We start from the raw sequence: 13,327 nt of genomic DNA, 5'->3' as shown, positions 1-13,327 counted from the left end.
AGAAGGAAGATTCCGGCCTTATTCAAAGGCTGAGCCTGGCTGTTGCCTTATTGTTTTTGAAACCGGCGGACGGCCTGCTGCCCCTGTCCATCAATATGCAACAGATAGGTACCGGCCGGCAGGTTCCTAACCGGCAGGCTTTGCGTGGCCGCCCCGCTCTGGTACAGTCTGCCCTGCAGGTCGTATACCCGCAGTGTGCTCCCGGCAGGTAAATCGGTCAGGTACAGGTCGGTCGTTACTGGGTTCGGATAGAGCGTCGGGGTTGGTTCGAGCGGTACGGCCAGCACCAGTATGCCCCGTTGCGTAACCGTCACGGTCTGAGGGGATGCGCCACCGGCGGAAACCGTAACGGTAGCCGTTCGTATATTCGGCTGCGCATTACCCGTCGCCGTAAGCGTAACGGTCGCGTTGCCCGAACCCGCTGCCGGCGTAGCCGTAACCCAGGGTTGCGAACTGGCTACGGTCCAGTTGGTATTGGAAGACACGACAAATGTGCCGGTGCCCCCGGCTGCGTCGACGGTCAGGCTGTTGACCGAGGTCGTTAAGGAGGGAGCCGTACCGGCCTGCACCACCGTTACGGTCTGGTTATCGAACCCGGCGGCCGAAAACGTAACCGTGGCGGTACGCGAGGCAACCGATGTATTAGCCTCCGCCGTCAGCGTAATCGCCTGGCTGCCCGATCCACGCGTAAGATTTGGCGTCAGCCAGGGCTGAGAGCTGGTCACGGTCCAGGTATCAGCCGACGACGTATTCACCGTCAGCGACGACACACTACCCGCCGTAGCCGGCAGATTCACGGTGTTGGCCGACACGCTAAAAAACGAGGGATTCAGAAAAGCCCAGTCACTGTCGCTGACGGGATACCCAATGGCCCGGAAATCGGCCCTCAAATCGCGCTGGAATGTGTACGAGATGGCCGCCACCCACAAAGTAGCGCGAAACGCATTAGCAGCCGGCGTATCGGCCTGAGGATCAAAACGTTTAAGCCAGTCCGCATTGAACCGACTCAGGTATTGCATAAGTCGCTTTACCGGCTGCCTGTAGCCTTTGTTTTGCTCCTCTACATAGCGAAAGAACATATAGGGAACGGTCAGGAACGTACGCAACACCTCACGACTCCGCTGGGCATCGTTTTTCGAAGCGTCATAATAAGTCCGGAAGGCCATGCCCGTATTCATGTATTCATTGAACATACTTCGCTGAAAACGGACATTACTGGTAAAGTTCTCTTTCAGTTTGACCAGCCAGGTTTCATCTAATCCGTACTTCTGGTAGCTATTAATGAGTTCATAGCCGGCCGCATGCTGAAAAATCTGCGCAATGGCTTCCGAAAAAATGGCGTTAGCCGGCCCGTCTATTTTCCCGCCATATTGATAATTAGCCGGGAAGTTCAGGGTAATATTATGGGCCATTTCGTGGTACATAGACGAAAAATCACTCTCAGCGCCTTTCAGAAAGCCATTGCCTACACCAAAGCTTACCGGCCGGGTGTACCATAGCGCATACGCTCCGGGAAACGTCGAATCCCGCAGCGCATATTGCTCAAACCTGCCATTATGCAGCACTACATTTTCATTCACAAAGTCATACTCGATGGTTGCCCCTATATGGAAGAGGTATTCAAAGTCGGCGCGGGACACGTCTGTAAAGAATGCGTCGGAAAAAGGGCGTACTGGCGGAATACCATAGCCGTTGGAACTGACTAAACTTACGGGTTGCGCGGGTATGTACACCTTTAGTTTCGGGTCCAGGGCAACGGGCGTGATTTTCCCTTTCCCAAATATAACCAGCACCTCGGCGGTATCTTTTTCCGTCGCCGAATAGTTGGCAATCACCTTCACCAGGTAGTTGCGGGTTACGTCGGCATAGCGCCTGGTCTGGGGGAAAAAGCCGTTGGTGCTGGTACCGTCTCCCCAAATCCAGGTAAAAAACAAGCCGGGCGTGGTTGGCCCACGGGAGTCGCCACCCCCAAACACCACTTCACCGGTAGTCCGGTTGAGAGAGGTGATATTGACGTTGAGCGTGCTGTTTTTGACGGTGCCCGCCAGGGCCTGTTTATAGTTGAAGATTTCTGGTTGGGCAACTGCCGGAAGCGAAGCGGCCAGTAACCAGCCGAGGAGCCGTATAGCGGATGTAGTGATGTTCAGCATGCTTTTATCCAGTCAAACCCGTAAAACAAAGTTGGTTGGCCGGCAGGGCAACCCGCACGAACGGAACTGCCGGCAGTTTCTACCCGGTTAGTCCTTCGATTGCGTCACCCTGTACCCGACATCCTTCCCTGGCACAATGGCCTCGGCAAATAGCTTGTAATACTCGGCCCCTTTCTGGGCACCGTACATCTTCTTCACCAGCGATTCAATATCGTAATCTTCCCCTTTGATGTACGGGTCCATGATAAACAGATAGGTATAGGTACCGTCCGGATTGGCTTTGACGGGGTGCATCACCCTTGTTTGTTTGAAAACGCGCTGGCCTGACGCCGACAGTTTTTTGGCACCAGGCCAGAAAATGTCATGTACAAAGTGCTCGTATTGTTTTTGTTTACCGGCCTTGACCGGGTACGCCCACACATGAACTTCTTCGCCCGACCTGGCCATCAGCCGCGAGGCTGACTGACTACGGACAATCGTAGGACAAAAAGTAATAAAGAGGAGAAGCAGTAACACGAATCGCTGGTACATAAGACAGTAAGCGTTTGGTTGATTTGGGTAAAGCTGCTACGATTCCGGTCATGAAGCAATACCCCAAAAGGAGTATTTTCGTGAACGGTTAAGCCGGCAAATAAGGCAAAGAGAAGAACTGAGCTAATTATATACGAGAAAACCCGACTGTTTGAGCCGGGCTTTCTCATAAAATCTTTAAATCCGCTTTACGCCAATACCTTTCGGTCTGCCTTCTTCCGGCTTTCGGCTTCAATGTTTACTGGCTCGTTGTAGAGCAAGATGGTAACGGGGTGGCTGGAGAAGTTCTGGATGGATACACTTGATTGCGTGACGCTGACCTGAAGCAACGCGCCCCGGAACCGAATCTTAAAGGCCAGGCGATCCCAGTTATCCGGACAGTACGGATTCAGCCGCAACTGATCGTTTTCGACGCGCATACCGCCAAAGCCCTGCACCACGGCCATCCAGGCACCAGCCATGGAAGTAATATGGCAACCGTCTTCGGTATCGTTGTTGTAATCATCCAGGTCCAGCCGGGCGGTGCGGAGGTACATTTCGTAGGCTTTGTCCTTCATGCCCAGTTTGGCGGCCAATACCGCATGAACGCAGGGTGACAGGGACGATTCATGCACCGTCATCGGCTCGTAGAATTCAAAATTGCGCCGGATGGTCTCCTCCTCAAATTCGTCTTCAAAGAAATACAGTCCCTGTAACACATCCGCCTGCTTGATGAAGCACGAACGCAGAATCCGGTCCCACGACCAGTTCTGGTTCAGCGGGCGCTGGCCTTTGGGGATCTCGCTCACCGGCATCAGTTCTTTGTCCAGAAAACCTTCCTGTTGCAGGAATACCTGGCGGTTTTCGTCATAGGGGAAATACATATTGTCGATGATCTGCCGGGCCGTTGCCACTTCCTTGTCTTCCCGGAAGTGAATCCGGTCGCAGAGGGCGTTGAACTTCTCGGTATCCAGTCGCTTTACAATGTCGATAGCTTCGAGCGTGTAGCGCAGCGTCCAGACGGCGATGTAGTTGGTATACCAGTTGTTGTTGACGTTGTTTTCGTACTCGTTCGGTCCCGTTACACCCAGCATCACGTACTGCTGCTTCGGCTCCGACCAGTTGACCCGCTGGCTCCAGAACCGGCTGATGGCAATCAGTACTTCCAGACCGTAGTCGACCAGGTACTGCTCATCGCCGGTATAGCGTACGTAATCGTAAATGGCGTGGGCAATGGCCCCGTTCCGGTGAATTTCCTCGAAGGTAATTTCCCATTCGTTGTGACTTTCTTCCCCATTCATGGTTACCATTGGGTACAACGCGGCACCGGCCCGGAAGCCCAGTTTCTGCGCGTTCTCGATGGCTTTGCCCAAATGCCGGTAGCGGTACAGCAGCAGGTTGCGGGCCACTTTCTGGTCGGCGGTGGCGAGGTAGAACGGAAAACAGTAGGCTTCGGTATCCCAGTAGGTGCTGCCGCCGTATTTCTCGCCGGTGAAGCCCTTGGGGCCGATGTTGAGCCGCTCGTCTTCGCCGGTATAGGTCTGATTCAGCTGGAAGATATTGAACCGGATACCTTGCTGGGCAGCAATATCACCGTCGATGGTGATGTCATTCATTTTCCACTTATCCGCCCAGGCCTGCTTCTGCTCAAACTCCATTTTCTCAAAACCCTTGCGCATCACCTGTTGCAGGTACTGGCGGGTTTCCCGCATCAAATGGTCCGAATTGTAGTTTATTGACGAAAGATTGACGGCGTACTTGAAGATGACGGTTTCCTGACCGCGCTGGCAGTCGAGCGTCATGCGGTTGGCAACATACTTTTCGTATTTGATGGGCTGCGACTGAAAATCGACCCGTTTGCCGTCCTGCTCGATCTCCACGGCCATGCCCGTACATACGTGGAAGCCGGTCTTACGGGTGCGCATTTCGATAAAAGCCTCCCCATAGCCGGTTTCCTTCCGGACCTCGTCCCAGAACTTTTCGTCGTAGTTGGCATCACGGTTGCGGATATCGCCGTCGATGTACGGCGTAACGGTGATCTTAGCGTCGAAATTGAGCGGGGTGATGCTGTAACGAATTGCGCCGGCCTCATCGTCGACGATGCTGCAAAAGCGCCGGGCGTTCACCTGAAGCTCTTTACCGCTTTTCAGCACGGCCACAAACGACCGTTCCAGGTAGCCTTCCTGCATGTTCAGCAGCCGGCGGAAGTCGCGTACTTCGCAGGTATTAAGGTCGAGCGACTCGTATTCAATATCGATGTCGATGCCGATCCAGTTAGCGGCATTCAAGACTTTGGCAAAGTATTCGGGGTAACCGTTTTTCCACCAGCCAACACGGGTTTTGTCGGGATAGTACACGCCCGCCACGTAATTACCCTGGAGGGTTTTGCCGGAGAACTTTTCTTCAAAATTGCCCCGCTGGCCCATTCGCCCGTTGCCGAGGCTCATTACACTCTCAGTAATTTCATTATTCTCGCGGTGAAAGCCTTCTTCGACAATGCACCACGGGTCATGCTTCAGGTAATGCTTCATTTCATCACAGGTTATAGTATATACATAACGAGAACCTTTCGGTTCTCGCATGCTCATTAATACACGTTAACAGATTAAGCTGTTCTGGCAAAGGTAGTCATTTCTTCTTTTACGCGAAGGGCTTGCCGAATATGGCGTTCGGTATGTAAAACTAACATAATCAGGGCATCGCCCACGCGTATTTTTATCCAGTTGCCAAACAAAGACATCATTCGGGTGCGGTTCCAGTCGAGGTATATAGCCTTATCGAGCAGGTCGTGCAGCAACTGCTGTAGCTCTACAAACTGATCCAGCACCGAGTACGTATCCAGTTCGGCGCGGGGCCGGATCATACTGGGTGCGGGTAGTTTCAGATTCGTATTCGGGTCGACCGAATAGCGCAACGTCCGACCCACCCAGTCCGACTCAATTGGCTGGTCGGTTGGTATAGTCTGAATCAGGCCCAGGTCATCTATTTTCTTTTGCAGATTCCGGATGTAAAACCGCTCCGCCAGATTCAGGTGCTGGAGACATTGAATAATACTCCAGCGGTCCGGGGCAGGTCTCCAGTTTAGCTGCTCATCACTAAGCGGCCGAAACTCCGTTTCCACCGTAGTCAGTACGGTCCGCAAACGCTCCTGCAATTGATATGCGGTTTCCAGCTTTTGCATTTTTTTATTGTTTAACGTTTAACGTTTGAGGGTGCTTCGCTTTTCAACGTCAAACGGCACCGGCCACCCGGCTCAAACCTCAAACTTCAAACGAATCAGTACACATCCAACCCCGCCGACCGGTCGAGGCTTTTGAGCAGTTGGGTAACCGTCACGTGCTCCAGAGAAGGCCATACGATGTCCGCCTGCGTCAACACATTCGGAGAACCAATACCCACCGCCAGCATGCCTCCGCGTTTGGCCGCTTCGATACCGGCTACGGCATCTTCAAAAACGACACAGTCGGCAGGCGAAACACCCAGTTCTTCGGCTCCTTTCAGAAACACTTCCGGGTCGGGTTTACCCCTGGCTATTTTGTTTCCGTCAATTACCGTACCAAAGACGTTGCTCATGCCGATACGCTCCAGGATCAGCCGGGCATTTTTGCTGACGGAACCCAGGGCGGTTTTAATACCGGCATCGTGCACCTGGCTGAAAAAAGCCGGTACTCCGGGCAGAATATCGTCTGGTGTCATGCGACTGACCAGCTCCAGGTACCATTGATTTTTCTGCGCGGCCAGTTCAGCTTTTCGTTCCTCCGGCAGCACCAGATTACCGTGCTGCAGAATGATCTCCAGCGATTCGACGCGGCTGATACCTTTAAGTTGTTCGTTAAATTCTTCGGAAATATCAAAGCCCAGTTCGTTGGCCATCCGGCGCCAGGCCTGATAATGAAAAATAGCGGTGTCAACAATGACACCGTCGAGGTCAAACAGAAATGCTTTTATCGTCATCAGGTTGTGAATAATGTGCTACTAAACCGCTATTCCTTTGCCGGAAAGGTAAGCCAGGACCAAATGTACCAAAAACAGGCTCAATAGCCACTTGATTTCAGCGCGTCGAACAATTGCCGCACCTGAGGAATACCAGCCTCACCGTTGAGGGCGAAGTACCAGAATGTTTCCAAATCGCCCCGGTGCATAGCGGTGTTCATGTCGCCACTCTGCGATTTATGTTCGGCTTTTACCCAGTCGGCCACAATCATGTAACTGTGCTTATTGTCTTCGCCAAAGGTGCGGGAGCGGTCGTACTCAAACACCGGAGCCGCTGCCAGCAGCCGGGTTTCGGGGAAGCCCTCCAGTTCCGAAAATCGGAAGGTATAGCCTTTGTTCATGGCCTGTCCGCCGAGTACAATGGGCTTGCGGCCCCTCATCCGTTGCACCGCCCGCAAGGCCAGAATAGAGGCCGCTTTGTGGTGGGCGTGTTGTCCATCGTGCGGCACCAGGCAAAATACGTAATCGTAATTCCCCTTCGCTAATAGCTCATCCAGGCGCTTCGACACCATAGTCGCATCCCAGCGTTGCCCGCTCAGGTACGGTTTAGGGTCGCGGTTGTAGAAATCGTCGCGCTGGTCGAGAAAGAAAAAGTTGCCGATGCCCATCACTTCCCCCGCCCGCATCATCTCTTTCTTCCGGATCAGCGGCAGATGTTTGCGGCCAATCACGGAATCGAGCATGTTCATGCCGTAATATTTAGAGGCGAGCATTCCGTTAAAGCCGCCGGAGGCATCGGTCACCAGGGCCAGGTCTGCCGAGCCCTTCAGTTCCCTTGTAATCTTGAAAACCGTGACCGGAAACATGGTTTCATCGTCCGGGTGAGCCGTTACGATCAGAACTTTAGGCCCGGTCTGGGCCAGAATGGGCAAACAGAAAAGCAGTTGAAGGAGCAATGCTTTCATCATGAGTCTGAGAAGTTAGCGCAGGTTGTTGGTTAAGTGTTTGCTCCCCCAAACTATTCAAACTGCACTAACTTCTCAAACGATTCCTCCTCTATTTTATCAGCTCCAGCACCAGGGCGGTTTTGGCTGGCAGCCTGACCAGGCCCAGATCATTGACCAGCTCATCGGTCAGCACATTGCGGGCTTTGGTAAACCCTTTCATATTATCGGCAAAGCGGCTGGTATCAAGGCTGATTTCTTTATCGGTGGTGTTGGTGGAAACCATCACCGTTTTACGGTTATCGTACCGGAAGTACGTATAGATGCCATCCTGCGGCACATACTGCATCAACCTGCCGGAATGCAGGGCGGGGGTGTTCCGGCGGTAAGTAGCTAGTTTCCGCACAAAGTCAAAGGCTTCGTTCTCCCGCTTGGAGCGGCCGGCTGCGGTAAACTTATTCTCCCGGTCGCCGGGAAAACCGCCCGGAAAGTCCCGGCGCACCTCGGCGTCGGTGGGGTCCTTAACATTCTTCATCAGGATTTCGGTGCCGTAGTACAACGACGGTATGCCCCGCGTGGTCAGCAGCCACGTCACGCCCATTTTGTACTTGTCCAGATCATCACCAATTACGGATAGGTAGCGGTTTTCGTCGTGGTTATCCAGGTACGTCACCAGCTTCATCGGCTCAGCATACACGGCATCCTGCGCCAGGGTCTGATGCACCCGGCTGACCCCCGTGTCCCAACCGAAGTTCTGTTGTAGCCCCCCGTTGATGGCATTGAATAAGGGAAAATCAAGTGTACCGGGCAGATTGCTTTTGAACGGAAAACCAACTGTGTTCCGGACAAAGTAAGATAAGCCCGCCGGCGTACTGACCAACGATTCCCCAAAGAGGTGAATCTTCGGGTATTCGGTCAGCAGGGCCTGGTTGCAGCGGTTCATAAACGCCACGTCATTGTATTTGTAGGTGTCAATCCGCCAGGCATCCAGATTGAACATCTCCGTCGACCAGATGGCGTGCTGAATCAGGTAATTGGCCAGATACGGATTCCGCTGGTTCAGGTCGGGCAGGAACGGGGTAAACCAACCATCGAGCAACACTTTCCGGTCGGCAGGAGCTCCGTGCGGATCATACAGGGATTGTTCCTTATGTGAGGTGTTGGTATAGCCCGACCAGGTGTTGAACCAGTCTTTCATCGGCTGGTCTTTGTAGAACCAGTGGTCGTCGCTGACGTGGTTGTACACGGCATCCTGCACCAGTTTCATGCCGCGCTGATGCAGGGCCTTACTCAACTGCAGGTAAGCTTCGTTGCCGCCAAACCGCCGGTCAATTTTGTAGTGATCCGTGAAATGATAGCCGTGGTAGCCGGCCTGCATCCGGTCGGGGCCTTCTTTTTTCAGGAGCTCGTCATTCTCAATCACCGGGGTCATCCACAAGGCTGTTACGCCCAGGTCCTGCAGGTAATCGAGGTGGCTGATGATGCCCTGAATATCGCCCCCATGCCGCAGATACGGACTGCTCCGGTCGGCGCTCGGGTCGAGCATATCGGCGAATTTGTCATTGTCGGGGTTGCCGTTGGCAAACCGGTCGGGCATAATCAGATAGATCAGGTCGGCCGAGGTCACGCCCAGTGGCTGGTACGATTTCCGGCGCAGTTCATACCGCCAGGTGGTCCGGTTGCTGCCGTTGGCAAAAGTCAGCGCCATTGTGCCGGGTTTGGCCGCCGGGGTGATTGCCAGATCGACAAAAAGGTAATTCGGATTCTCTACTTTATTGACCTTTTTGAGCTGGACGCCCGGATAGTTGAGACTCACCGTAGATGAGCCAATGTTTTTGCCGTAGACCAGCAGTTGCAGGCTCTGGTTTTTCATGCCGACCCACCAGTTGGTCGGCTCCACCCGCTGGATGGCGGGTGCCTGGGCGACTAAAAGCTGCGGCAGCAGGACTGCCAGACCGATAAAACGGAGCAGAAAGCGTTTTTTCATAGATTATTATAGGTCATCATAGGATTTACGGAGGTAAAGTTGCCAAAATAAACCAAACCGGTCGTAGTTTTGACCAATTCCGGAGAATTTTCGCCGATGACCGGCACCTTATTCAGGCCATTCAGGCACTGCTTTTCGGGCTGCCTGGTTCTATTTTTTCGCCGAATAAGTAAATTAGCACCAAACCTATGAACGATATGCCCTCCGGAATCTTTTTACGCTATTGCTATTTACTTCTTACGAGCCTTGTTCTGGCCGGCCTGCCGGCTAATGCCGGACCCAGGCCCCGACCGCTTATGCATCCAACTGTAGCAACTCCCTCCGACAAATTAGTCGTTTACCAGATTTTTACCCGCCTGTTCGGCAATCAGAAAACCACCAACAAACCCTGGGGCTCCCGCGACGAAAACGGGGTCGGTAAATTCAACGACATTACCGACATAGCCCTGAAGGAACTCAAAACCTTCGGTATCTCGCATGTCTGGTACACGGGCGTGATCGAACACGCGCTCATGACCGACTATTCGGCCTACGGCATCCGACAGGACCATCCGGCCGTGGTAAAAGGCCGGGCCGGTTCGCCCTACGCCATCAAGGATTACTACGATGTGAATCCGGATCTGGCGGTGGATGTCAAAAACCGGATGAAGGAGTTTCAGGCGCTACTGAAACGGTCGCACGACAACGGTTTGAAAGTGCTCATTGACTTTGTGCCGAACCACGTAGCCCGTCAGTATCATTCCGACGCCAAACCGAAAGGGGTGGTCGACCTGGGAGCCAAAGATGATAAAACGAAGGCATTCAGCCCCGGCAACAACTTCTACTACATTCCGGGCGTGGCGTTTCAGGTGCCGGAAGGAGTTAATCCACCCGTTCAGACCGAAAAGCAGTATGTAGAGCAACCCGCCAAAGCCACCGGCAACGATGTGTTCTCCGCTCAGCCCAACATCAACGACTGGTACGAAACCATCAAACTGAACTACGGCGTCGATTACCAGAACAACCGCCAGATGCATTTTAGCCCGGTGCCCGATACCTGGACCAAAATGCGGGATATTCTGGTCTTCTGGGCGAAAAAAGGCGTCGACGGCTTCCGCTGCGATATGGCCGAAATGGTGCCGGTAGAATTCTGGGGCTGGGCCATTCCGCAGGTCAAGGCTGCCAAACCGGGTATCATCTTCATTGCCGAAATTTACAACCCGCAGCAGTACCGCAATTATATTTTCAACGGCAAGTTCGACTACCTGTACGATAAGGTTGGACTGTACGACTCGGTTCGCCGGCTGATGGAAGGCAAAGGCAATGCCAAAGAGATTACGCGGGTTTGGCAAAACGAATCAGGCGACTTTTCGCAGCACATGCTCCGCTTTCTGGAAAACCACGACGAGCAGCGTATTGCGTCCAACGAGTTTGCCGGCAGTCCGTGGGTAGCCGTACCGGCCATGACGCTCTCGGCCACCCTGCACACCGGACCCGTTATGATCTACTTCGGGCAGGAAGTGGGCGTAAACCCCACCAAAGCGGAAGGTTTTCAGGGCGACGACGGCCGTACTACCATCTTCGACTACTGGGGTATTCCGGAGTTTCAGGCCTGGGTCAACGGCGGTAAGTTTGACGGCGGCAAGCTGAGTAAAGACCAAAAGCAGTTACGGGCGTTTTACCAGCAACTGCTCCAGCTTGTCAACACCAGCGACGCTATCCGAACCGGCGCCTTCTACGATTTGCAGTACACCAATAACAACAACCAGAGTCCCGGCTACAACGCCACTACGCTGTACAGCTACCTGCGGCATTCCGACAGGCAGAAGCTGCTCATCATCTGCAACTTCGACCGGGACCAGGCGGCCAAAACCAGCATCCGGATTCCCGCCGAAGCCTGGCAGGCTATGAAATTGGACGGTTCCAAAACATATCAGTTCAACGATATATTTCAGACCAAAACGAAAGTTCGGGCGAAAGCCGCCAACGCCATTCCGGTAGAGCTGCCCCCCCTCGGTGTGCTGGTGCTGGAGATACAGTAACAGACATTGGATACTGGATGTTAGACGTTGGACTGACTCCTTGCCAGCTCCAAAGACTTTCGCCCAACGACTATCGACTATTGACTAAACCTCTATGGCCTCCCCTACCTCACCCCGCGCCGGAACGCGCCGGAAGCCGCTGCTCAGCTTCCGGCAGATCTGGAACATGAGTTTCGGTTTTCTGGGCATCCAGTTCGGCTTTGCGCTACAGAACGCCAACGTCAGCCGCATCTTCGAAACCCTCGGTGCCAACATCGACGATATCCCTATTCTGTGGGTAGCCGCCCCGCTCACCGGCCTGATTGTGCAGCCCATTATCGGCTATTTCAGCGACCGCACCTGGACACGGCTGGGTCGACGGCGGCCCTATTTTCTGGCCGGGGCGATTCTGGCGACGGCCGCGCTGTTCTTTATGCCCAACTCGCCGGTGCTGTGGGTAGCGGCCCTAACGCTCTGGATTATGGATGCCTCCATTAACATTTCGATGGAGCCGTTCCGGGCGTTTGTAGGCGATAACCTGCCGTCGGAGCAGCGTACAACCGGTTTTGCCATGCAGAGCTTCTTTATCGGCACCGGAGCCGTAGTTGCTTCGGCCCTGCCCTATATGCTCACCAACTGGTTCGGTGTAGCCAACGAAGCCCCGGCCGGTATCATTCCTAATTCGGTGAAATGGTCATTTTATATCGGCGGAGGTGTGTTTCTGCTGGCGGTGCTCTGGACGGTATTCCGGTCGCACGAGTATTCACCGGAAGAGCTGGAAGCTTTTGGTGACCATGCCGAGGAGCATTCGGACCTGGTTGCCTACGGAGACCCGGCCGTGTATGCCACCACCGGTGGGCGTCAGCTTCGGTACGGTCTGGTTGCGGTTGTGCTCGGGGCCACGCTCACCTATTGGCTCCTGACGCAGTCGCTCAACAAGGAACTGTATATTTTCTCGGCCGGAATGATTATCATCGGGCTGCTGTTTGCCATAGCCGGTATGCTTCAACGGGGCGGCAACTACCAGAACAGCTTCGTCACCATCATCAACGACCTGGGCAATATGCCCACCACCATGAAACAGTTGGCGGTGGTGCAGTTCTTCTCCTGGTTCGCTCTGTTTGCCATGTGGATCTACACCACGGCGGCCGTGACCAGCTATATCTACGGCACCACCGACACCACCTCCAGAGCCTACAACGACGGGGCCGACTGGGTAGGCGTCTGCTTTGCCGCCTACAGTGCCGTCTCGGCCCTTGTGGCGTTCGGCATACCGGTGCTGGCCCGGCGCACCAGCCGGCGGTTTACCCACATGATCTGTCTGTTCTGCGGGGGGCTGGGGCTGCTGTCGTTCTTTGTCATCAGCAATCCGGATTATCTGCTGCTGTCGATGGTGGGTGTAGGTATTGCCTGGGCCAGTATCCTGTCAATGCCCTACGCTATGCTGGCAGGAGCCCTGCCGGCCACCAAAATGGGCTACTTCATGGGCGTGTTCAACTTCTTTATCGTCATTCCGCAGATTGTAGCGGCTGCCCTGCTGGGCTTTCTGGTGACAACCTTCTTCAACGGACAGCCGATTTATGCCCTGCTGCTGGGTGGAGCCTCTATGATGCTGGCGGGTTTGCTCTCGCTGCGGGTCAAAGACGTGGATGATGTGGCGTCGGAAACGCCCGGAAGTAAAGCCGCCTGAATTTCTGAACAGTTTTCCTTAAGAACAGGTTAAAATACAAGCATATGCGCAAAAGCGGCTGCAATTTCGCGCTGCTTTTGTATTTTCGTGTGCATCGTAACTTAACCCTGACT

Annotated in this window: 9 protein-coding genes; 2 read left to right on the top strand and 7 right to left on the bottom strand. The window is 54.0% G+C overall.

Annotation, left to right across the window (positions count from 1 at the left end; translation table 11 throughout):
* Positions 1–47 precede the first annotated feature (47 nt).
* From ABD931_RS01335 to ABD931_RS01305, 7 genes are all read right to left on the bottom strand, one after another.
* Entirely contained in the window at positions 48–2,150 is a 2,103-nt protein-coding gene (locus ABD931_RS01335; protein ID WP_345263156.1) for a BACON domain-containing protein, read from the bottom strand.
* Between the two features lie 87 nt (positions 2,151–2,237).
* A complete protein-coding gene (locus ABD931_RS01330) occupies positions 2,238–2,681 on the bottom strand; it encodes a hypothetical protein (RefSeq protein WP_345263154.1) in 444 nt (147 codons plus the stop codon).
* 188 nt (positions 2,682–2,869) lie between these two features.
* Complete coding sequence (locus ABD931_RS01325) at positions 2,870–5,191, bottom strand: glycoside hydrolase family 65 protein (RefSeq protein ID WP_345263152.1); 2,322 nt, start codon at positions 5,189–5,191, stop codon at positions 2,870–2,872.
* Positions 5,192–5,265: 74 nt separating this feature from the next.
* The gene (locus tag ABD931_RS01320; protein ID WP_345263150.1) at positions 5,266–5,841 is read right to left on the bottom strand and encodes a DinB family protein; all 576 of its coding nucleotides are present in this window, start codon (positions 5,839–5,841) and stop codon (positions 5,266–5,268) included.
* A 95-nt stretch (positions 5,842–5,936) separates the two neighbouring features.
* Positions 5,937–6,614 (bottom strand): beta-phosphoglucomutase, encoded by a 678-nt coding sequence (gene pgmB / locus ABD931_RS01315; protein ID WP_345263148.1) that lies wholly within the window; start codon positions 6,612–6,614, stop codon positions 5,937–5,939.
* An 80-nt stretch (positions 6,615–6,694) separates the two neighbouring features.
* Complete coding sequence (locus ABD931_RS01310) at positions 6,695–7,561, bottom strand: PIG-L family deacetylase (protein ID WP_345263146.1); 867 nt, start codon at positions 7,559–7,561, stop codon at positions 6,695–6,697.
* 88 nt (positions 7,562–7,649) lie between these two features.
* Positions 7,650–9,524 carry a glycoside hydrolase family 13 protein gene (locus tag ABD931_RS01305; RefSeq protein ID WP_345263144.1) on the bottom strand — a complete coding sequence of 625 codons (1,875 nt, stop codon included), beginning with the start codon at positions 9,522–9,524 and terminating at the stop codon, positions 7,650–7,652.
* 296 nt (positions 9,525–9,820) lie between these two features.
* On the opposite strand from ABD931_RS01305, the gene ABD931_RS01300 reads away from it, so the two are divergent.
* Both ABD931_RS01300 and ABD931_RS01295 read left to right on the top strand, forming a co-directional pair.
* Positions 9,821–11,545, top strand: a complete 1,725-nt coding sequence (locus tag ABD931_RS01300) for an alpha-amylase family protein (protein WP_345263142.1) — start codon at positions 9,821–9,823, stop codon at positions 11,543–11,545.
* Positions 11,546–11,639: 94 nt separating this feature from the next.
* On the top strand, positions 11,640–13,214 hold the full coding sequence (locus ABD931_RS01295; protein WP_345263140.1) for an MFS transporter: 1,575 nt from the start codon (positions 11,640–11,642) through the stop codon (positions 13,212–13,214).
* Positions 13,215–13,327 lie beyond the last annotated feature (113 nt).

Origin of the sequence: Nibrella viscosa (assembly GCF_039541875.1) — a bacterium.
Taxonomy (GTDB): Bacteria; Bacteroidota; Bacteroidia; order Cytophagales; family Spirosomataceae; genus Nibrella; species Nibrella viscosa.
The sequence above is the reverse complement of the archived record's forward strand: the minus strand, read 5'-3'. Positions and strand labels throughout refer to the sequence as shown.